Annotated in this window: 17 protein-coding genes and 1 other RNA gene; 7 read left to right on the top strand and 11 right to left on the bottom strand. The window is 38.7% G+C overall.

The window, feature by feature from the left end; genetic code table 11:
- Positions 1 to 26: 26 nt before the first annotated feature.
- Entirely contained in the window at positions 27 to 1151 is a 1125-nt protein-coding gene (gene tgt / locus PF272_RS03370; RefSeq protein WP_065238966.1) for a tRNA guanosine(34) transglycosylase Tgt, read from the bottom strand.
- A gap of 84 nt (positions 1152 to 1235) precedes the next feature.
- The gene (gene queA / locus PF272_RS03365) at positions 1236 to 2315 is read right to left on the bottom strand and encodes a tRNA preQ1(34) S-adenosylmethionine ribosyltransferase-isomerase QueA (RefSeq protein WP_271141627.1); all 1080 of its coding nucleotides are present in this window, start codon (positions 2313 to 2315) and stop codon (positions 1236 to 1238) included.
- Between the two features lie 268 nt (positions 2316 to 2583).
- Here queA and menC point away from each other — a divergent pair, with 268 nt between their 5' ends.
- Entirely contained in the window at positions 2584 to 3573 is a 990-nt protein-coding gene (gene menC / locus PF272_RS03360; RefSeq protein WP_271141626.1) for an o-succinylbenzoate synthase, read from the top strand.
- Between the two features lie 110 nt (positions 3574 to 3683).
- On the opposite strand, the gene groL is transcribed toward menC, so the two are convergent.
- Positions 3684 to 5330, bottom strand: a complete 1647-nt coding sequence (gene groL, locus PF272_RS03355; RefSeq protein ID WP_271141625.1) for a chaperonin GroEL — start codon at positions 5328 to 5330, stop codon at positions 3684 to 3686.
- Positions 5331 to 5358: 28 nt separating this feature from the next.
- Positions 5359 to 5649: a co-chaperone GroES gene (locus PF272_RS03350; protein WP_065234389.1), complete on the bottom strand. Its 291-nt coding sequence runs from the start codon at positions 5647 to 5649 to the stop codon at positions 5359 to 5361.
- Positions 5650 to 5979: 330 nt separating this feature from the next.
- Between PF272_RS03350 and aspA the strand changes: the two genes are divergently transcribed.
- Positions 5980 to 7398 carry an aspartate ammonia-lyase gene (gene aspA, locus PF272_RS03345; protein ID WP_271141624.1) on the top strand — a complete coding sequence of 473 codons (1419 nt, stop codon included), beginning with the start codon at positions 5980 to 5982 and terminating at the stop codon, positions 7396 to 7398.
- 203 nt (positions 7399 to 7601) lie between these two features.
- Positions 7602 to 10385, top strand: a complete 2784-nt coding sequence (gene polA, locus PF272_RS03340; protein WP_271141623.1) for a DNA polymerase I — start codon at positions 7602 to 7604, stop codon at positions 10383 to 10385.
- Between the two features lie 66 nt (positions 10386 to 10451).
- On the opposite strand, the gene udp is transcribed toward polA, so the two are convergent.
- The 6 genes from udp to PF272_RS03310 all read right to left on the bottom strand — a co-directional run bounded on the left by udp (position 10452) and on the right by PF272_RS03310 (position 16164).
- Entirely contained in the window at positions 10452 to 11210 is a 759-nt protein-coding gene (gene udp / locus PF272_RS03335) for a uridine phosphorylase (RefSeq protein ID WP_065239013.1), read from the bottom strand.
- Positions 11211 to 11224: 14 nt separating this feature from the next.
- The gene (gene asnC / locus PF272_RS03330; RefSeq protein ID WP_271141628.1) at positions 11225 to 11677 is read right to left on the bottom strand and encodes a transcriptional regulator AsnC; all 453 of its coding nucleotides are present in this window, start codon (positions 11675 to 11677) and stop codon (positions 11225 to 11227) included.
- Between the two features lie 181 nt (positions 11678 to 11858).
- Positions 11859 to 13079 carry an FAD-dependent monooxygenase gene (locus PF272_RS03325; RefSeq protein ID WP_271141622.1) on the bottom strand — a complete coding sequence of 407 codons (1221 nt, stop codon included), beginning with the start codon at positions 13077 to 13079 and terminating at the stop codon, positions 11859 to 11861.
- Entirely contained in the window at positions 13079 to 14269 is a 1191-nt protein-coding gene (gene ubiH, locus PF272_RS03320; RefSeq protein WP_271141621.1) for a 2-octaprenyl-6-methoxyphenyl hydroxylase, read from the bottom strand. The genes PF272_RS03325 and ubiH overlap by 1 nt, the downstream gene beginning before the upstream one ends.
- Before the next feature lie 2 nt (positions 14270 to 14271).
- Positions 14272 to 15603 carry a Xaa-Pro aminopeptidase gene (gene pepP / locus PF272_RS03315; RefSeq protein WP_271141620.1) on the bottom strand — a complete coding sequence of 444 codons (1332 nt, stop codon included), beginning with the start codon at positions 15601 to 15603 and terminating at the stop codon, positions 14272 to 14274.
- Positions 15604 to 15615: 12 nt separating this feature from the next.
- Complete coding sequence (locus tag PF272_RS03310; protein ID WP_271141619.1) at positions 15616 to 16164, bottom strand: UPF0149 family protein; 549 nt, start codon at positions 16162 to 16164, stop codon at positions 15616 to 15618.
- 141 nt (positions 16165 to 16305) lie between these two features.
- Here PF272_RS03310 and PF272_RS03305 point away from each other — a divergent pair, with 141 nt between their 5' ends.
- From PF272_RS03305 to PF272_RS03295, 3 genes are all read left to right on the top strand, one after another.
- Positions 16306 to 16608, top strand: coding sequence for a cell division protein ZapA (locus PF272_RS03305; protein WP_065233618.1), 303 nt, complete (start codon positions 16306 to 16308; stop codon positions 16606 to 16608).
- A 68-nt stretch (positions 16609 to 16676) separates the two neighbouring features.
- Positions 16677 to 16858, top strand: a non-coding RNA gene (gene ssrS, locus PF272_RS03300) — 6S RNA.
- Between the two features lie 16 nt (positions 16859 to 16874).
- Positions 16875 to 17492 carry a 5-formyltetrahydrofolate cyclo-ligase gene (locus tag PF272_RS03295; protein WP_271141618.1) on the top strand — a complete coding sequence of 206 codons (618 nt, stop codon included), beginning with the start codon at positions 16875 to 16877 and terminating at the stop codon, positions 17490 to 17492.
- 70 nt (positions 17493 to 17562) lie between these two features.
- Here the strand turns inward: PF272_RS03295 and rne are convergent, their stop codons facing one another.
- Positions 17563 to 20565, bottom strand: a complete 3003-nt coding sequence (gene rne / locus PF272_RS03290; RefSeq protein ID WP_271141617.1) for a ribonuclease E — start codon at positions 20563 to 20565, stop codon at positions 17563 to 17565.
- A 468-nt stretch (positions 20566 to 21033) separates the two neighbouring features.
- Here rne and rluC point away from each other — a divergent pair, with 468 nt between their 5' ends.
- Positions 21034 to 22014 (top strand): 23S rRNA pseudouridine(955/2504/2580) synthase RluC, encoded by a 981-nt coding sequence (rluC, locus tag PF272_RS03285; protein WP_271141616.1) that lies wholly within the window; start codon positions 21034 to 21036, stop codon positions 22012 to 22014.
- Positions 22015 to 22016: the final 2 nt, after the last annotated feature.

Raw genomic sequence — 22016 nt, 5'->3', positions numbered from 1 at the left:
CTCGTGAAGAGGGGCTGGGGGAGATGCTACGGAACTGGCTTACCAATTCTCGCATAGAACTCTTTCACAAAATCCTCAAAGCGATCTTCTTCAATGGCTTGACGAATTTGCTCCATTAAACGTTGATAGTAACGCAAATTGTGAATGGTATTTAATCTTGCACCCAAAATTTCACCACATTTATCCAAATGATAAAGGTAAGATTTCGTGTAGTGCTTACAGGTATAACAATCACATTCAGGATCTAACGGTGTTGTATCATCACGGTATTTAGCATTACGAATTTTTACCACACCATCAGTTACGAATAGATGTCCATTACGTGCATTACGTGTTGGCATCACGCAGTCAAACATATCGATTCCACGTCTTACCCCTTCAACCAGATCTTCCGGTTTACCCACGCCCATTAAATAACGTGGTTTATCTTGTGGAATCTTCGGACAAATATAATCAAGAATACGATGCATATCTTCTTTTGGTTCACCCACAGCTAAGCCGCCTACGGCATAGCCATCAAAACCAATTTCTAATAACCCATCTAAAGATACTTGGCGTAATTCTTCATGCACACCACCTTGGATAATTCCAAATAGGGCATTTTTATTACCTAATTGATCAAAGCGATCACGACAACGTTTAGCCCAACGTAATGAAAGCTCCATTGAGTTTTTAGCGTAATCAAAGGTTGATGGGTAAGGCGTACATTCATCAAAGATCATCACAATATCTGATCCAAGATCATATTGAATTTCCATTGATTTTTCTGGCGATAAGAAGATGCGTTCGCCATTAATTGGATTTTGGAATTTTACCCCTTCTTCAGTAATTTTGCGTAATTTGCCTAAACTAAACACCTGGAAACCGCCAGAGTCGGTTAAAATTGGACGGTGCCATTGCATAAAATCGTGCAAGTCCCCGTGTTTACGCATAATCTCTTGTCCCGGGCGTAGCCAAAGGTGAAAGGTATTACCTAATAAAATTTCTGCCCCTGTTGCACGGACTTCTTCTGGTGTCATACCTTTTACTGTGCCGTAAGTACCAACCGGCATAAAAGCTGGCGTTTGAACAGTAAAAGTACCTTGTGGACGTTCAAATGTCAGTTGCCCTCGACGAGCACGACCATCCGTCTTTTTTAATTCATATTTCATATTTTCTCCATCAACGAATAAACAGTTCGAAGTTAAACAGACCAACTCAAAAAACAGAGCGGCTAAATATCACCTATTTCATTTTTAAATAGGATCATTTTTCTTAGTTAAAAACATCGCATCCCCATAACTAAAAAAGCGATAGCGATTTTCTACTGCATTGCGATAAGCTCGCATAATATTGTCATAACCCGCAAATGCAGAAACCAACATAATCAAGGTGGATTCTGGTAAATGAAAGTTAGTAATTAAGCAATCGACCACCCTAAATTTTTTCCCTGGATAAATAAAAATGGTGGTATCCGCAAAGAAAGGCTCCAACAATTTTCCACTTTGATGTTGCTCCGCTGCTAAAGCAGCACTTTCTAACGATCTTACAGATGTAGTACCAACGGCAATCACACGTTTCCCCGCTGCTTTAGTTGCTAACACAGCATCAACGACATCAGGCGGAACTTCCGCATATTCAGCGTGCATATGGTGATCTTCAATATTTTCTACTCGCACTGGTTGGAATGTTCCTGCCCCAACGTGTAAGGTAACAAAAGCAGTATTTACTCCTTTCGCCCGCAATGCGGCTAATAATTCATCATCAAAATGTAAGCCGGCTGTTGGTGCTGCAACTGCTCCTGGAACTTTACTATAAACCGTTTGATAACGTTCTTGATCGGCATCTTCATCAGGGCGATCAATATAAGGTGGCAATGGAATATGCCCAATTTGTTGCAAAGTATCAAATAGCGATCCTGCAATATCAAATTGTAAGTGGAACAACGCCTCTTGACGCCCGAGCATTAGCACTCGAATACCGTTCCCCTCCCCGAGTTTATCTTCCCCTAAAATTAGCTCGCTACCCTCTTTAGGTGCTTTTGATGCTCGCACGTGAGCCAAACAGCTTTTATCATCTAATACACGTTCAACCAGAACTTCTAATTTTCCACCACTACTTTTTCTACCATAGATTCGAGCTGGAATGACACGAGTATTATTAAAAACTAATAAATCTCCCGGATTCACAAAAGAGAGTACATCTCTAAAATGGTGATGTGAGAATTCGCCACTGTTTCCATCTAATTTTAATAATCGACTGGCGGTTCTCTCTTTTTGTGGATAGCGTGCAATTAATTCATCAGGAAGATCAAAATAAAAATCTGCAACACGCATAATGTTTACCTATCTTTTTTCAATAAAAACCCTTTTCTTCGGCTAAATTCGCCAAGAAAAGTTTCTGCTTATTAATTCGGTGCGTAAGTTTATTGCGATCATCAGCAAAATGCAAAAAACAAGTGTACTTTTTTGTGATATATCATTGATTAATCTTGTTTGTACTAGGTTTGGTGATTGTCGCTATTTGCCCTAATTGATATACTCGCCACTTTGGTAAAACGTCTATTACGACCAAAATAATAAGCTTATTTTTAAGGATTTAATTATGACTGAACGTTGCTATAAACTTTATCGCTATCAAATTCCAATGGATTCACAAGTTGTATTACGTAACCGCTTTTTAAAGCAACGTGAAGGGTTACTAGTACAGATTCGTTGTGGTGAGTCGGAAGGTTGGGGCGAAATTGCCCCCTTACCTGAATTTAGTCAAGAAACACTAGACCAAGCACAACAACAAGCACTTGAATGGTTAAACGCTTGGGATCAAGCACGTTCACGTAATGAAAAATTATCATTAGAAAATTGCTATCCTTCTGTGGCATTTGGTTTAAGTTGTGCTTTAGCTGAAATGAAAAATAAACTGACTACAGAGGGTAATTTTAATGCAGCACCACTTTGTTATGGCGATCCTGATGAGTTATATGAAGAATTAGATCAACTACCAGGTGAGAAAATCGCCAAAATTAAAGTTGGTTTATATGAAGCTAATCGTGATGGTTTAATTGCTGATATGTTCCTAGAAGCAGTGCCTGATCTAAAATTACGTTTAGATACCAACCGTTCTTGGACACCTACAAAAGCAGCTATGTTTGCAAAATATGTAAAACCTGAACATCGCACCAGAATTCAATTTATTGAAGAACCTTGTAAAACACCTGCGGAAAGCCTGCAATTTGCTGCTGAAACTGGAATTGCCATTGCATGGGATGAAACAGTGCGCGATCCAGCGTTTACAGTAAAAGCAGAACCGCACGTTGCAGCGATTGTAATTAAGCCAACGTTAGTAGGATCATTAGAAAAATGTGTCAGTTTAATTGAACAGGCACACCAACAAGGGTTAATTGCGGTAATCAGTTCAAGCATTGAATCTAGTTTTGGCTTAACCCAGCTAGCTCGGATTGCACAACAATATACGCCAAATACCACTCCAGGATTGGATACGTTAGATCTGATGAAAGTACAATTAGTACGTGCTTGGCCAAATTCGACCTTACCGTTAGCAGGATTAGACAGCGAGTATTTTACAGAGGTGTAGGCATCTCTTGGAATCTCGTAATGGTACACTAATACCACAATATTGAGATATAAAAAACCCCTCTCCATTTTTACATGAAGAGGGGTTCAGAGAGATATCAGTGAAATGAATTACATCATTCCACCCATTCCTCCCATGCCGCCCATACCAGCAGCACCTAAATCCGCTTTTTCATCTTTTGGTAATTCAGTCACCATACATTCAGTCGTGATCATTAACCCTGCGATTGATGAAGCGAATTGTAATGCAGAACGAGTTACTTTAGTTGGATCTAAGATACCCATTTCAAGCATATCACCATAAACTTCTGCACCTGCGTTATAACCAAAGTTACCTTCACCTGATTTCACTTTGCTTGCTACCACAGACGCTTCTTCACCTGCGTTAGTCACGATTTGACGTAATGGTGCTTCCATTGCACGTAATGCAAGTTTGATACCTACATTTTGATCTTCGTTTTCGCCTGCAAGTTTATCTGCAACTTTGCTTGCTGCACGAATTAATGCAACACCACCCCCTGGGACGATACCTTCTTCAACAGCGGCACGAGTTGCGTGTAAAGCATCTTCTACACGTGCTTTTTTCTCTTTCATTTCAACTTCAGTTGCAGCACCAACTTTAATTACTGCTACACCGCCAGCTAATTTAGCCACACGTTCTTGAAGTTTTTCTTTATCGTAATCAGAAGTTGATTCTTCGATTTGTTGGCGAATTTGCGCAACACGACCTTGGATTTGTGCTTCATCACCAATACCGTCAATGATAGTAGTATTGTCTTTAGAAATTACAACACGTTTCGCTTGACCAAGATCTTCTAAAGTTGCTTTTTCTAATTCCATACCGATTTCTTCAGAAATCACAGTACCTGCAGTCAAGATTGCAATATCTTGTAACATTGCTTTACGGCGATCACCAAAGCCCGGTGCTTTCACAGCAGCTACTTTCACAATACCACGCATTGTATTCACCACTAAAGTTGCAAGTGCTTCGCCTTCTACATCTTCAGCAATGATAAGTAATGGTTTACCTGCTTTTGCTACTGCTTCTAATACAGGCAACATTTCACGAATGTTAGAAACTTTTTTATCAACAAGTAGGATATATGGGCTATCAAATTCTACTGTTGCAGTTTCTGGTTTATTGATGAAGTATGGAGAAAGGTAACCACGATCGAATTGCATCCCTTCTACTACTGCTAATTCATCTTCTAAACCTGTACCATCTTCAACAGTGATAACGCCTTCTTTACCTACTTTTTCCATTGCTTGAGCAATGATTTGTCCTACTACGCTATCAGAGTTTGCAGAGATTGTACCTACTTGTTCAATTTCTTTTGAAGTTTCACATGGTTTAGAAAGATTTTTTAATTCTACAACTACTTCAGCAACAGCTTTATCAATACCTCGTTTTAAATCCATTGGATTCATACCTGCGGCAACAGCTTTTAAACCTTCATTAACGATAGCTTGGGCTAATACAGTTGCAGTTGTTGTACCATCACCTGCTGCATCATTGGCTTTAGAAGCAACTTCTTTCACCATTTGTGCGCCCATATTTTCAAATTTATCTTCTAATTCGATTTCACGTGCAACTGATACACCATCTTTAGTAATGGTTGGTGCACCGAAAGATTTATCTAATACAACGTTACGTCCTTTAGGGCCTAATGTTACTTTTACTGCGTCGGCTAATACGTTCACGCCTTTTAACATTTTAACACGTGCGTCATTACCAAATTTTACGTCTTTTGCTGCCATTGTTTTGCTTCCTTATTTCTCTATCTAATTATTCTACAATCGCTAAAATGTCGCTTTCAGAGATGATTAATACTTCTTCACCATCAATTTTTTCTGATTTCACGCCATATCCGTCGTTAAAAATCACTACATCACCTACTTTTACATCAAGCGGTTGTACTTGACCATTTTCTAAAATACGACCTTTACCTACAGCTAACACTTTACCACGCGTAGATTTTTGTGCTGCTGAACCAGTTAAAACGATACCACCAGCTGATCTAGTTTCTACTTCTTCACGTTTTAAAATTACACGGTCGTGTAATGGACGAATATTCATAATAAAAGTACTCCTATCTATGTTTAGCTAAATATATGTGTTTGGGTTACCCCATTTTGACAACGGCTCTAAAAATGGGGATCACTCAATCGCTTTCAAGGGGAAAAGAAGAAAAAATTTTTGCCTCTGTAACCTATAAAAAAACTAATGAATAAGATAAAAATAACTCCTATTTAGTAAATTTAATTTTATGATCCATGTCACAAAATTTACGAAAAACTCTCTCTATAATAGGCGGCAATTAAGTTATTCAACGATGATAAAAAATAGATTTTTTATTTTCTTATCATTTTGATTTTTATTATAAAATTACATTAATTGAGGTGTCTTATGAGCGAATTCCGTAAAGAAGTTGATTTACTAGGTGAAAGAGATATTCCAGCCGATGTATATTGGGGAATTCATACCCTTAGAGCGATCGAAAATTTTAATATTTCTAATAATACGATCTCTGATATTCCTGAGTTTGTTCGTGGTATGGTGATGGTTAAGAAAGCTACCGCGATGACTAACGGCGAACTTGGTGCAATTCCACAAAATATTGCTGATGCAATTGTTGCTGCGTGCGATGACATCCTTACTACAGGTAAATGTATGGATCAATTCCCATCTGATGTTTACCAAGGTGGTGCAGGTACTTCTGTGAATATGAATACTAATGAAGTTGTTGCTAACATTGCATTAGAAAAATTAGGTCACAAAAAAGGTGAATATCAATACTTAGATCCAATGGATCACGTAAACGCTAGCCAATCAACTAACGATACCTATCCAACAGGTTTCCGTATTGCGGTTTACAACAGCATTTTGAAACTTATTGATAAAATCCAATATTTACACGATGGATTTGAGAAGAAATCTATTGAGTTCGCTAATGTATTAAAAATGGGTCGTACTCAATTACAAGATGCTGTACCTATGACAGTAGGACAAGAGTTCAAAGCTTTCGCTGTATTGCTTGATGAAGAAATTAAAAACTTACTCAAAACTGCTGCATTGTTATTAGAAGTTAACCTTGGTGCGACTGCAATCGGTACCGCATTAAATACACCAAAAGGCTATACTGATTTAGTGGTGGAAAACTTGGCAAAAGTAACTGGTTTACCTTGTGTAAAAGCAGAAAACTTAATTGAAGCAACGTCTGACTGTGGTGCTTATGTAATGGTTCACGGTGCATTAAAACGTACTGCGGTAAAACTTTCTAAAGTATGTAACGACTTGCGTTTACTCTCTTCTGGTCCACGTGCTGGTTTAAATGAAATCAACTTACCAGAATTACAAGCGGGTTCTTCTATTATGCCAGCGAAAGTCAACCCAGTTGTACCTGAAGTTGTAAACCAAGTATGTTTTAAAGTAATGGGTAATGATATTACTGTGACTATGGCCTCTGAAGCTGGTCAGTTACAACTTAACGTAATGGAACCTGTGATTGGTCAAGCGATGTTTGAATCTATCAGCATCTTAACCAATGCTTGCGTAAATCTTCGCGATAAATGTGTTGATGGCATTACCGTAAATAAAGAAGTTTGTGAAAACTATGTATTTAACTCTATCGGTATTGTAACTTACCTCAACCCATTCATTGGTCACCACAACGGTGATAAAGTTGGTAAGATTTGTGCGAAAACTGGTAAAGGAGTGAAAGATGTTGTACTTGAATTAGGTTTACTCACAGAAGAAGAACTTAACGATATTCTTTCTGTTGAAAACTTGATGAATCCAACATACAAAGCGAAATTAAATAAATAATTCCAAATAGACATACACGGTAATGTGTATCACCTCAGACAAGAACCCGTCCCCAAACGGGTTCTTTCTTTTTTAAAACGTTGATGGTTGCATTTTCAATCTCACGCCTTAGAATGAAGCCTTTTGAATTAGATTAATCCGATTAGTGCCTGATTTTTCTTGCGTACTAATCAACATAATTTCATCACTATATCGAGATCACTATGCCACAAATTGCAGACAATCCTTTCGTCCTTGTTGACGGTTCATCTTATCTCTATCGTGCTTACCATGCTAACTTCCGTTTAGGTTTATCCAACTCTGCCGGTGAACCTACTGGAGCGATGTATGGCGTATTGAATATGTTAAAGAGCTTACTGAAACAAGTACAACCTACCCATATTGCTGTGGTCTTTGATGCGAAAGGGAAAACTTTCCGTGATGAGATGTTTGAACAATATAAATCCCACCGTCCACCGATGCCTGAGGATTTACGCCAACAAATTCAGCCTTTGCACCAAATGATTGAAGCCTTAGGCTTACCATTATTAATTGTGGAAGGTGTTGAGGCAGATGATGTGATTGGTACGCTGGCTAAACAAGCATCCGCACAAAGTCGAGATGTTTTAATTAGTACTGGCGATAAAGATATGGCTCAGTTAGTTGATGATCGCATTACGCTGATTAATACCATGACTAATACCATCTTAGATCGTGAAGGTGTCATTGAAAAATATGGTGTACCACCCGAGTTAATTATTGATTTTCTCGCACTGATGGGCGACAGCTCAGATAATATTCCCGGCGTACCCGGTGTAGGCGAAAAAACCGCACAAGGGTTATTACAAGGTATTGGTGATATTAATACGATTTATGCCAATCTGGATAAAGTCGCCTCTTTATCGGTGCGTGGTGCGAAAACCTTAGCCGAAAAATTAGTTGCCGCTAAACAAGATGCGGATCTTTCTTATCGTTTAGCCACCATTAAAACGGACGTGGTGTTAGATACCACTTTTGATCAATTAACCTTACGCCCTGAGAATCGTGATCAATTAATTGAATATTATGGTCGTTATGAATTTAAACGTTGGCTGAATGAATTATTATCTGATGAACATACTAGCCATACAGCTGCGGCGGCACCAATCGCTAGTGCAACTATGCCCAAAGCGGCTGTGCATAATCCAGTTAGCGTTGAGGTTGATCGCTCTGCCTATCAAACCATTTTAACCGAATCACAATTAGCCGAATGGCATCAGAAATTAGCGAATGCTACGCTATTTGCGATTGATACAGAAACCAATAGTCTGAATTATATGCAGGCAAAATTGGTTGGTTTATCTTTTGCTTTAGAAAATGGCGAAGCTGCATATTTACCATTACAACATCATTATTTAGATTGCCCACCACAACTAGATATCAATCAGGTACTCACTACATTAAAAGATGTGCTAGAAAATCCAGCCATTAAAAAAGTCGGACAAAACCTAAAATATGATGTCACTATTTTGGCGCGCCACGGTATCCAATTAGCGGGAATTGCGTTTGATACAATGCTCGAGTCTTATACACTTGATAGTACAGGTCGTCATAATATGGATGATCTGGCTAAACGCCACCTTAACCACGATACCATTCATTTTGAAGATATTGCAGGTAAAGGCAAAACCCAGCTCACTTTTGATCAAATTGAGATCGAAAAGGCAGCAGAATATGCGGCAGAAGATGCTGATATTACAATGAAATTACATCAAGTGTTATGGCAACAGCTACAACCGCAACCTAAACTGGCACAGTTATTCACTGATGTTGAATTGCCACTATCTCAAGTGTTAGCACGAATGGAACGTCACGGTGTGTTAATTGATAGCGATTTACTCTATCAACAATCTCAAGAAATTAGTGCCAGATTAATTCAATTAGAACAACAAGCTCACCAATTAGCTGGCCAACCTTTTAACCTTGCTTCAACTAAGCAATTACAAGAAATTTTATTTGAAAAATTAGGTTTACCCGTATTAAAGAAAACACCAAAAGGTGCGCCATCAACTAATGAAGAAGTATTAGAAGAGTTGGCGTATGAACACGATTTGCCAAAATTGTTGGTCGAACATCGCGGTCTCAGCAAATTAAAATCGACTTATACCGATAAATTGCCACAGATGATCGATCCAGATACAGGGCGAGTACATACTTCATATCATCAAGCCGTTACCATTACCGGTCGTTTATCTTCTTCTGATCCAAACTTACAGAATATTCCAACACGCAGTGAAGATGGCCGTAAAATTCGCCAAGCCTTTATTGCACCAAAAGGTTATAAAGTGGTGGCAGCTGACTATTCACAAATTGAGTTACGGATTATGGCCCACCTCTCTGGTGATGCTGGGCTAGCTTATGCCTTCTCACATGGTTTAGATGTTCACCGTTCTACTGCAGCAGAAATGTTTGAAACGCCGATTGAGCAAGTAACGGCTCAACAACGTTATAGTGCTAAAGCGATTAACTTTGGTTTAATTTATGGAATGAGTGCTTTTGGTTTGTCACGTCAGCTTGGCATTCCTCGTAACGAAGCCCAAACGTATATTGATCGCTATTTCCAACGCTATCCGGGGGTAAAACAATTTATGTCTGATATTCAAGAACAGGCGAAACAACAAGGTTATGTAGAAACATTACTTGGTCGCCGTTTATATTTACCAGAAATCACCTCAAGTAATGCGATTCGCCGTAAAGCCGCAGAACGTGTAGCGATTAATGCACCAATGCAGGGTACCGCAGCGGATATTATCAAAAAGGCAATGATCGATCTCGATCGCCTAATTGCTGGTAAAGAGGATATTCGTATGGTAATGCAGGTTCACGATGAATTAGTGTTTGAAGTAAAAGAAGAGAAAGTCGCTGAATATCAAGCATTAATTAAACAAGTAATGGAAAATGCAGTGAAATTGACTGTGCCATTAATTGTGGAAGTGAATTCAGGGGATAATTGGGATCAGGCACATTAAGCGATAAAAAACTAACTACAAGATAAATAAGGTTTTACCTAAGGCAAAACCTTATTTTTTATTAGATTACAGTAAATAACTTGCTGCTTTAACTACAATTTTTACTGCATTTTCTTCGGTAGCTTTCATAGTAGCTTCATTCGGGATCTCTTGTTGAGTACGATTCACAATCGCGCCCGCAACCATACCCGCACGTAAACCTAAAGCTGAACACATAGTAAACAAGGTCGCAGATTCCATTTCAAAGTTCATCACATTAAGTTCTTGCCACTGTTTTAATGAACCTTGGAAACGACGCCAAACTTTACCAGAATAGGTATCGTAACGTTCTTGTCCCGGATAGAAGGTATCTGATGATGCTGTAATCCCAACATATGTCTTATTAGGATTTAACTCTTGTGCAGCACGATACAATGCAGTGGTACATTCAAAGTTCGCAACTGCTGGGTACTCTAATGGTGCGAAGTGTTGGCTTGCGCCATCTAAACGTACTGCACCAGTGGTAATTAATACGTCACCAACATTGATATCTGGCTGAATTGCCCCTGTCGTACCGATACGCAAGAATGTTCTTACACCCAATTGTGCAAGCTCTTCCACTGCAATCGATACTGATGGTCCGCCAATACCTGTTGAACACACAACAACGGCTTTACCATTTAAATAACCTAACCAAGAGGTAAATTCTCTGGTAGCCACTAAAAATTTCGGATTATCTAATAATTTAGCAATCACCGGAACACGCTCTGGTGCCCCCGGAACAATCGCTAAACTCGCTCCGTCTAAATCACTTTTTTTAAGACCTAAGTGAAATACATCCGACATAATGCCCTCCTTTATTATGGTTTTATATCTCGGATAATAGGATTTTGCATCGAAATTAAGGTTTCAGTTGATTGAATTTCATCAATTAGCTGAATTTTCGTTGCTAATACGTGATGTAACTCTTCGATAGTATGAGTCATCACTTTAATAAAAATCGAATAATTTCCTGTGGTGTAATACGCTTCCACAACTTCATCAAATTCTTGCAGCTTAGCAATGACTTTTTCATAATCTTTTGCACTTTTTAGAATAATGCCGATAAAACAACAAACATCATAGCCTAGTCGTCTTTCATTAATTTTAACTTTGGTCCCTTCAATAATTCCGGATTGACGCATTTTTTCGACTCGGACATGAATTGTTCCCGGACTTACGCCAAAATTTTTTGCCATTTCTGCATAAGGTGTACGTGCATCTTGTGTTAAAACACGCAAAATTTGTTGATCAAGGTGATCAATAGTGCTGATTGGTTGCATACTTGTCCTTTTAGACTGTGGAATTTTAGATATTATATAATTTATAGACACAAAAAATAAATTTCTTCTAATGATAAGAAGCTTTCATCGCAGTTTCAAGATAAAATCCATCCGTTAGGGATGGATTCCAATAAAAATGTGAAGTGGATCAATCTTTTTTCGTTGGCAACCGCTATTCCAAACTAAAAAGATCTAAACGTTTAACACGCTGTGGCAAATCCCCGCTTAATCCTGTCGCTTGTGCAATCAACTGCTGTTTTACTGGTAATAACTTATCTGTGACTGACATTCCAATGCCACGTACTAATTTCTTCAACGGAAAATCGCCAGCGAAAAGATCCTTAAAGCCTTGCATTGCCACCAACATTTTCATCGCCTCTGTTTTCCGCCAACGTTCATAATGACGTAAATGGCGATAAGCACCGATATCTTTATCTTGTGCTAAGTTAGTTTCAATTTCTTGTGCTAACGCTAATGCATCCATAAAGCCAAGATTAACACCTAATCCCGCCAATGGATGGATAGTATGGGCAGCATCACCAATTAAGGCGATACGTTGCTGAATAAAATCGCGTGCAAATCTCGCTCGCAATGGATAAACATGACGTGCACTCACTACTCGACACACTCCTAATTGAGTATCAAATGCTGTCGCTAATTGGCGGTTAAAACTCTCTTCATCACATTCAGCCAACGTCTTAGCTTTAATTGGATCCTGCGACCAAACAATCGAGCTTAAATTAGGTTGATGTAAAGGTAAAAAGGCTAAGATTGAATCTGGAGCAAAAATTTGTCGGCATATCTGTTGGTGAGGTTCAGTCGTTTCGACATTACACACTAAAGCAGAATGTTGGTAATCCCGAAAATTTAATGGAATTTTCATCTGTTCTCGTAACCAAGAGTTTGCGCCATCTGCACCAACTACCAATTTTGCGACGAGGATTTCGCCATTAGCTAAGGTTAATACGGCATTTTGTTCATTGACGCCTAATGCTGTTGGGATAGCTAATACAAACTCTGCGTTCGGCTGTTGTAATACCGATTGATATAATGCCTGACGAATAATTGGATTTTCTACGATATGTCCAAGATGACTGATACCTAAGTTTTGCGTATCTAATTCAATCCGTGCAAAGCTATCTTTTTCCCACACCTGCATTTTGGCATAAGCTGTTGCTCGCCAATCTTGAATCTGTTGCCACACACCAAATTGGCGTAACATTGCTTCCGAAGAAAGATTTAATGCACTGACGCGGTTGGCGATCTGTTCTAGCTGGAATTGTGGTTGTTTCGCTTCTACTATCGCAATCGAACACGTAGTGTCTTTTAATGCTTGCGCTAAAGCAAGCCCCACCATACCACCACCAATAATGACTATATCAAAACTTTTCATTAAATCCGCCCTAACGTTGGTTGCACAAAAGTATGGCGTAATGTTGCACACTGGCTGAGGGAAATTAGCCCAACATGACGTAATACTTGTAAAGGAAGTAATTCATTACTAAAAATTTGTACTAAATTGGTCGTTAAGCCAATAATCCGCTGTTGATCCTGTAAACGTTCCGCCTGATATTGCTGCAACATCTGATCAGAACCAATATCCTCTGCCTTGACAATCGCCTCTGCTAATGCGAATACATCACGAATTCCAAGATTAAAGCCTTGCCCTGCAACTGGGTGAAGAGTTTGTGCTGCATTACCTACTAACGCAAAACGCTGACCAACATAGGTTGCACTACGTTTTACCTTTAATGGATAAGCATAACGTTTACTCACTGACTTAAATTGCCCCAAACGCCAGCCAAAACTTTGCTGTAAATGCGTTAAAAATTGTTGATCATCTAATGCTAATAACGTTTCCGGCATTTTCGTACAAAATACCAATGACATCATCTTATCTGCCATTGGTAACAATGCGATTGGTCCTCCAGGCGTAAAACGCTCAAACGCTCGCCCTTGATGTGCTTCACTGACAACAACATTCGCAATAATCGCACTTTGCTGAAAATCATATAACTCTTCACTTGCGATCCCAACTAACTGAGCAAGTTGTGAGTCTGTTCCATCAGCAGCGATTAAAATGCTTCCAGTTAAACAGCGTTGATCATCAAGTGTTACCTTAACTTGATCTGATGATACGGTGATTTGTTCAATAAAATGTGGACAAAATAATTCAATATTCGGATATTGGGTGAGTGCCTGCGCAAACGTATTTCCCATATCCTGTAAAGATACCACTACGCCAAGCTGCGCTAAATGCAACTCTTCCGCATTAATCTCAACAATACCTGAATGCCCTCGCTCAGAAACGTGTACTTGCTTAATGGGTTCAGCAAATGATTGTATCTGTTGCCAGAGTGTCGTTTTATCATTGACTTTAATGCGATTTAGTTTACGACACGTACCATCTGATAATGCAACACAACGACTATCGAAGCCTACTCCTTGCTGTTGCGATCGTTGGCGTTTCTCAATCACCGCAATTCTCAATTTAGAAGCAGAAAATGTGTTCAATGCTAAGGCTAAAGTTAGCCCATTCATTGCCCCACCGCCAATAATCACATCGTAGTGTTGCTGTTGCATAATTAATCCTGTTGTGCCATTAAGGCTTCGATTTCATCTATCTCTTTTGGTACCGCAGCAGTTAAGACTTTATTACCATATTCAGTAATTAGCAGATCGTCTTCAATACGCACACCAATTCCACGATATGCTGCTGGAATATCGTCTGCATTTGGAATATATAATCCCGGCTCAACCGTTACTACCATTCCCGGTTGTAAGGTACGGGTACGATCTTCGCCATAACCGCCCACATCATGTACATCTAAGCCAAGCCAATGTCCTAGACTGTGCATATAAAAGCGGGTGTAGGCTTTTTCAGCAATTAATGTATCGACATCACCAGATAAAATACCTAAACGGACTAATCCAGCTACTTTAATTTTCAATACTTCATCATTCGCTTGTTTAATTGAATTGCCATTGACTAATAATTCGATTGCTCGTTTTTCTGCGTCTAAAACAATTTGATAAATTTCACGTTGTGCTGGACTAAATTTGCCATTTACTGGGAAAGTTCGTGTAATATCTCCAGCATACATTGCAAATTCACAGCCAGCATCAATTAACACCAAATCCCCATCTTGCATTAATCGATCATTTTCTGTGTAGTGTAAAATACAAGCATTATCTCCACTAGCTACGATTGATGGATAGGATTCCCATCTTGCCCCAAAGCGATTAAATTCATGCAAAATTTCACTCGCTAACTCATATTCAAAACGTTGTGGACGAGCCTGTTTCATTGCTCGGATATGGGCTAATGCAGAAATTTGCCCCGCTTGTTGCATTAGGCGAATTTCATTTTCAGATTTAAATAAACGCATCTCGTCTAAGATTGGTCGCCAGCAAACTTGGCTTGTTGGAGTTTTAATTCCTTGCCGTTGTTGTGTACGCATATGGGATAAGGTTTGTCGTACAATTTCATCACCCCAACTTTGCACTTCTTCTGCATGATAGAGGGTGGTTAAACCATTAAGTAATAGTGGTAATTGCTGACGAATCTCTTCGATAGAAAATGCGAGATCGATATGTAATGTTGTTGGCGCTTTCTCTACCCCTAGACGTCGTCCATTCCATGTTTCCATTAATGGATCGGATGGTCGTAAAAAAAGGATCGTTTCCTCTCCTTTTTCTGTTTTCTTTAACAACAACACTGCATTAGGTTCATTAAAACCAGTGAGATACCAGAAATAGTTATCTTGACGGAATGGGTAATTCGATGATGCGGTACGCAGATATTCCAAATTTGAAAAAACTAATAATCCACTATTCGTTGGTATTTGTGCGAAAATTTGGGAACGGCGTTGTTGAAACTCTTCAATCGGCATCTCTGCCATATAACTTAAATCCACAATAACTCCTTCTTAATGGATAGTTTTATGTTGAACACTAGCTTGGCTAAAGTGAGAGTAAAATAGCATGGCGATAGTACGTAAATATTCGATGATCTCCTCTAAAGCATGCTCCAAGCTCTCTTCATCATCATCTTCTTCATAGCCTAATTGGCAAATTTCTCGCAGATCAGCTAACGCTTCAACAATATCTTGTTGCTGTTCTTTTTGTAGATTTGGCTGCGCTAAACCTAGCCCTAATAGAAAATGATTACACCATTCACTTAATGATGAAATATTTTGATAGATATCATCTACTCCACCTAAATCCAGATCGAAGGTAAATTCTGTTAAATCAGATAAACTTTGATTTAGTGCTTTGTATAATTCAGCAATTTTGCTAATTAATTGCACTGGATAGGCATGATCTTCATTGGTAAATTTATATAGTAATGATTTCCAACTCTCGTCGCGAATACCACCGCAAATAAAACCAGTTAATAATCCATGTAATTCCACACCATTTAAAGCGATTCCAGCTTGCTTTAGTTCATGGTTGAGCTGCTGTGCTGTAATTGTCATATCATTTTCCATTTGAATTTAAATCTGGACCATTCTAACACCAACCAGAATATCCACCAATAATCTATGACGAAACTTATTTGCTATGGCATAATACCAACATTTATCACATTAATAATTTTTGTCTAAAGAGGTTCTTGTATGTCTAAAAATATTGATTTGTATATTTTTGGTCAAAACCTACGTTTAAGTTGTCCTGAGGATCAACATCAGGCGCTAAGAGAAGCAGCAGATATCTTGGAAAAGAAAGTGTCTGAATTAAAAAGCCGTACAGGCATCATTCAACTTGATAAAGCATTAACGATTGTGGGCTTAAATTTATGTCATGATTTAATCACCCAACAACAGCAAAACTCCGAACGAGAACATTTAATTAATAATAAAATTGAACAGATAGAACACTCTTTAAGCACTATTTTATCTAATATGCCTACAAACAAATAATTTATGATTTAGATTAAGAAAATAAACGCTCTAAACTAGGCAAATTAAGAAAATTAATGTACTATAAAACCATCCTGAGGTGTTCGACAATGGGTTACGTCCCTGAGCCGATACTGATATATATTAGAGTTGGTTATCTACAATCGGTGAGCATGCTTGATTTATCAAGAAGCCTAATGAATGTAAAACTGACTCCCTTGAACCGTAGGGTTCAAGGACCGACCACCCGTATCGGCACCTCGGGTTCTAATAAGAGATAATACTCTATGTCGATTATTTCCAACCAATCTTCTTTTACTTTTCCTCTTACTTCTGCAACCGACAAAGCTAGCCAACGGCAACAATTACGGAAATTTATTCGCCAGCAAAGATCTGCACTTTCCGAACAGCAACAACAAGATGCAGAGAAAAAGATAGTACAAGCTGTTCTCGACTTTTTACAACCTCGCGCAGTAAAACATATTGCCTTATATCTTTCGTTCGATGGGGAAATTTCAACTAAACTTCTCATTCAGCAACTTTGGGAAAAAGGTTATCATCTTTATCTTCCTGTATTGCATCCATTTAGTCCTGGCAATCTACTTTTTCTTGCTTATACATCTGATACACCGTTACGGAAAAATAAATTCGCCATTGATGAACCTATTTTAGATGTAACCAAAGTATTACCTGCTGATCAGTTAGATATTATTTTTACACCTTTAGTCGCATTTGATCAGTATAAAAATCGCCTTGGTATGGGTGGTGGCTTTTATGACCGTACGTTAGAAAATTGGCAACAAAAAAATTTCCTTCCTGTTGGACTTGCACATAGTTGCCAACAAGTGCAAGAAATTCCTGCTGAAATTTGGGATATTCCTTTATTTGAGATTTTGGCGGTGTAATAAAATAAGTAATTTAGTAGAAATGATAAGGCTATACCCTAAAGTATAGCCTCTTTTATGATATGAATATTTATTCTACTTTTGCTTGCGTTGGTTCAACTGTCGCACGATCAATCGCAGTATGATACCCCGCAGCGCCTTTGCCTCTAAAGGTATAGCGAGATCCTTTCCATTCAACAATATTCAACGCCATTGGCGTTAATTCACCTGCTTCCGCTAACGTCATATCTGCTTTGATATGTTCCACTACGGAGAAAGTGCCTAAACGTCCATTAAATTGATATGTCGATTGATACGGCTCAATCACTTTTTCTACCACAACCTCTGCCTCAACTGGGACAACTTGTTGTTCCACTACTTCGGTCACAGTTTCAGTCACAGTGGCATTTTCGATATCTGTCGTTTCAACTTCTGGTTGTGTTTGTTCAGCTGTTTGAGCTAACAACGCTTGATTTAAGCTACTATTCGGTTTAGATTTCGCTTCTTTACCGTTTGCTGCCATAGTTAATACTGGCTCTAACGGACGTGGATTCGCATCTTGACTTATTACCGCAGAAGTTACAGGAATTAAGGTTTCATTCGTATCTTGTTTTTGTTGTTCTAACATCTCATCAACAGATACAAAGCTACTGTTTTTTTCCTTTTCCACTCTATTCACAAATGGCAGACAAATCTTACCACTTGCCAATTCAGGTGACGCTACCGCCATAAATAATGGCATTGGCGAAACAACCTCTTGCGAGTGACGACGTCTGCGATTATTCATCCGTAAATGACGCGGTAAACGACGTGAACGTCCCTCTTTTGGTTGTTTCTCTGATACAGGGGTTTCTTCTGTATCATGTGCTGTCACTACGGCTTCTGCATTCGCTTTTTCTGCTGAATTATCAGCAGATGCAACCTCTAATTTATCTTCAACCACTAATGCAGGAACAGGCGCTTTTTTCTCTTCAACAGCTACCGCTACTTCATTAGCCACTTCAGGAAGTGTTGTTGCTGCAATATCTTCACTCGTTGTTTTTTCAGCATCTGGTGTTGCTTCTAAACGCACTTTCTTACGTAAATCACGACGTTGGCGACGAGAGGCAACCTGTTGTTCTTTGCTATTTTCTTCATCATTTTTACGTGATGAAGCCACATTCAACTCATTAATTTCCTCAATAGCAGCCTTACGATTAGCTCGTTTAGTACGTTTTGTATTGTCCTCTTTTTCAACACTAGCAACATTCTCTTTACGGCGAGAGTCTTCATTGCTACGTCTATCACGTTGGCGTTGATTCTCTTTATTATCACGACGAGAACGTTGTTTATTGTTATTACGCGAGTTATTACGTTTATTTTTCTCTTCGTTCTGCTCTTCAGCAAATAAGCCTTTAATCTTTTGCCAAATACGACCAAACAGAGAAACTTTTTCCTCCTCTTTGCGTTTCACTACTGGCGCTGGTGCCGGGATAGTAATTTCTACTGCTGCCACCTCTGGTTGCGCTGGTGTTGCTGTCGCCGTTGGTTCGATAGTACGGCTAATTAAAGACTCTTCGCCATCAAATTCATCTTGTAAATCGTGCAACTTAGTTAAGTTGTAACTTAACGTATGATTATCTTCCCCATCACGTAAACGGAATACGGAGAAATGTGGTGTTTCCATTTGTTCATGCGGAACTACAATCACCTGCACATTATGGCGTTTTTCAATTTCAGTGATGGCGCGACGTTTCTCATTCAATAAGTATGTCGCAATCTTCACTGGTACAATAGTATGTACTTGTTTGGTATTCTCTTTTAACGCCTCTTCTTCTAATAAACGAAGGATAGAAAGAGAGAGTGATTCATTATCACGAACCTTACCTGTTCCCTGACAACGTGGACAGATATGATGTGTTGATTCATTTAATGATGGACTCAAACGCTGACGTGACATTTCAAGAAGCCCAAAGCGCGAAATCCGGCTAATTTGGATTCGAGCACGATCTTGGCGAACTGCATCACGAATTCGATTTTCGACTTCACGCTGATGACGTGCTGGGGTCATATCAATAAAGTCGATAACAATTAATCCACCAAGGTCACGTAAACGTAATTGACGAGCGATTTCATCTGCTGCTTCTAAGTTAGTATTTAATGCGGTTTCTTCAATATCACCGCCACGTGTTGAACGTGCTGAGTTAATATCGATAGCTGTTAATGCTTCTGTAACATCAATAACGATAGAACCACCTGATGGTAATTGCACTTCACGTTGGAAAGCAGATTCAATTTGTGATTCAATTTGGAAATGGCTAAATAAAGGCACTTCACCTTGATATAACTTCACTCGATTGATGAAATCAGGTCGAACTAATTTGATATGTTCTTTTACTTTATCGAATACTTTGCGGCTATCAATTAAAATTTCTCCAATATCTCGACGCAAATAATCACGAATCGCACGAACAATCACATCACTTTCTTGGTGAATTAAGAAGGGGGCTGGACGAGATTCTGACGCTTTTTTAATTGCTTCCCAATGGTGTAGTAAAACGTGTAAATCCCATTGTAACTCTTCTGGTGAACGCCCTACACCTGCAGTACGAACGATTAACCCTACGCCATCTGGTACTTCTAATGAACCGAGAGCTTCTTTTAACTCTAAACGCTCATCACCTTCAATACGACGAGAAATTCCGCCTGCACGTGGATTATTAGGCATTATCACTAAATAACTACCCGCCAAAGAAACAAAAGTTGTTAATGCAGCACCTTTATTACCACGTTCCTCTTTGCTTACTTGAACAATAACTTCTTGTCCTTCTTGCAAAATATCACGGATATTTGGTCTGCCTTGATAAACATAACCTTCTGGAAAATATTCTCTGGCAATTTCTTTTAAAGGAAGGAAACCATGTCGTTCTGCACCATAATCAACGAATGCAGCTTCTAAACTTGGTTCAACTCGAGTGATTTTTCCTTTATAGATGTTGGCTTTCTTTTGTTCATGCCCTGGAGATTCAATATCGAGGTCAAACAAGCGTTGACCATCAACTAAAGCGACACGCAATTCTTCCTTTTGCGTGGCGTTAATTAACATTCTTTTCATCGTTATTTCTCTATTCTTGTTATAACTTTTATAAAAACGATGATAATACAAACACTTTAATTCTGTTGCTGCAGTATGCCAATCTCCCGATTCTCACTATGCTAAAAGGCAACACAAATGCTCAAACTCGTTATGTTGATTGATTGCTATTTGGTTGCATTGAACTGATTCTTTTGAATTTGCTTAATTTGTGTCCTGTATTAACATCTCTAAAATTGGTGTCTTACGCCCTATTGCTGCACCAAACATCAAATAAAAAAGCACTATCCTGTGAATAATAAAAAACAAAACGCTTTTCACGCATTTCACTCACAAAAAAATGCTCCTTATTATTCCATTTTATCGACGGTTTGCAAAGTTAAAGATAATAGATTTTCGGTCATTACGAGTGAAAAAACTTTGTCAATTTTTCACAACTATTGATACTTAATGGTATGATACGCCGAATTTTTTAAGGTTAGAGAAATTATGAACAATTCTGAAGACAAAGTAATTAATGCGAATGTCCGTTTTATCACTATTGAAAGTGATGAAGATCAGCAACGTATCGATAACTATTTATTGGCAAAATTAAAAGGTGTGCCAAAAAGCCTTATTTATCGCATTATTCGCAAAGGTGAAGTCCGAGTGAATAAAGGTCGAGTCAAACCTGAATATAAATTACAAGCAGGTGATATTGTTCGGATTCCTCCAGTAAGAGTGAGTGAAAAAAGTAATACAGCGCCTATCTCAACAAAACTGAATAAAGTCAGTGAACTAGAACAACAAATTTTATTCGAAGATGATCAGCTATTAATTATTAATAAGCCTTCTGGTATTGCTGTACATGGTGGTAGCGGTTTAAGTTTTGGTGTAATTGAAGCGTTACGTGCTTTACGTCCCCAAGCTAAATTTTTAGAGTTAGTACACCGTTTAGATCGTGATACCTCTGGTATTCTCTTAGTTGCAAAAAAACGTTCTGCCTTACGCAGCCTACATGAACAACTACGTGACAAGACAATCCAAAAAGATTATTTAGCGTTAGTACGAGGTGAATGGCAATCGCACTGTAAATCTGTCAAAGCACCTTTATTAAAAAATGAGCTTTCGAGTGGCGAAAGAATTGTCAAAGTAAGTGAACAAGGAAAACCATCCGAAACACGATTTAGTATCGAAGAACGTTTTAGTTTTGCTACATTAGTAAAAGCTTCGCCAATTACTGGTAGGACACACCAAATTCGTGTGCATACGCAATATGCTGGACATCCTATCGCGTTTGACAGCAAATATGGTAATAAAGAATTTGATCAGCAATTAGCCCCTTTTGGCGTTCACCGTCTATTCTTACACGCATTTTCAATTCGTTTTACTCATCCTAAAACTGGCGAAGAAATGCGAGTACAAGCTCCTTTAGATCAAGCTTGTAAACAATTACTTGTGCAATTAAGGGCGATTACTTATCAGAAATGATC

The sequence above is a fragment of the Gallibacterium faecale genome, assembly GCF_027920745.1.
In the GTDB taxonomy this organism is placed as follows: Bacteria; Pseudomonadota; Gammaproteobacteria; order Enterobacterales; family Pasteurellaceae; genus Gallibacterium; species Gallibacterium faecale.
The sequence above is the reverse complement of the archived record's forward strand: the minus strand, read 5'-3'. Positions and strand labels throughout refer to the sequence as shown.

Coding starts and splice junctions, on each gene's coding strand:
- polA (WP_271141623.1), top strand. CDS start 7,602: ATGCCACAAATTGCAGACAATCCTTTCGTCCTTGTTGACGGTTCATCT.
- tgt (WP_065238966.1), bottom strand. CDS start 1,151: ATGAAATATGAATTAAAAAAGACGGATGGTCGTGCTCGTCGAGGGCAA.
- rne (WP_271141617.1), bottom strand. CDS start 20,565: ATGAAAAGAATGTTAATTAACGCCACGCAAAAGGAAGAATTGCGTGTC.
- menC (WP_271141626.1), top strand. CDS start 2,584: ATGACTGAACGTTGCTATAAACTTTATCGCTATCAAATTCCAATGGAT.
- groL (WP_271141625.1), bottom strand. CDS start 5,330: ATGGCAGCAAAAGACGTAAAATTTGGTAATGACGCACGTGTTAAAATG.
- aspA (WP_271141624.1), top strand. CDS start 5,980: ATGAGCGAATTCCGTAAAGAAGTTGATTTACTAGGTGAAAGAGATATT.
- ubiH (WP_271141621.1), bottom strand. CDS start 14,269: ATGCAACAGCAACACTACGATGTGATTATTGGCGGTGGGGCAATGAAT.
- queA (WP_271141627.1), bottom strand. CDS start 2,315: ATGCGTGTTGCAGATTTTTATTTTGATCTTCCTGATGAATTAATTGCA.
- PF272_RS03295 (WP_271141618.1), top strand. CDS start 16,875: ATGTCGATTATTTCCAACCAATCTTCTTTTACTTTTCCTCTTACTTCT.
- rluC (WP_271141616.1), top strand. CDS start 21,034: ATGAACAATTCTGAAGACAAAGTAATTAATGCGAATGTCCGTTTTATC.
- PF272_RS03325 (WP_271141622.1), bottom strand. CDS start 13,079: ATGAAAAGTTTTGATATAGTCATTATTGGTGGTGGTATGGTGGGGCTT.
- PF272_RS03350 (WP_065234389.1), bottom strand. CDS start 5,649: ATGAATATTCGTCCATTACACGACCGTGTAATTTTAAAACGTGAAGAA.
- PF272_RS03305 (WP_065233618.1), top strand. CDS start 16,306: ATGTCTAAAAATATTGATTTGTATATTTTTGGTCAAAACCTACGTTTA.
- udp (WP_065239013.1), bottom strand. CDS start 11,210: ATGTCGGATGTATTTCACTTAGGTCTTAAAAAAAGTGATTTAGACGGA.
- PF272_RS03310 (WP_271141619.1), bottom strand. CDS start 16,164: ATGACAATTACAGCACAGCAGCTCAACCATGAACTAAAGCAAGCTGGA.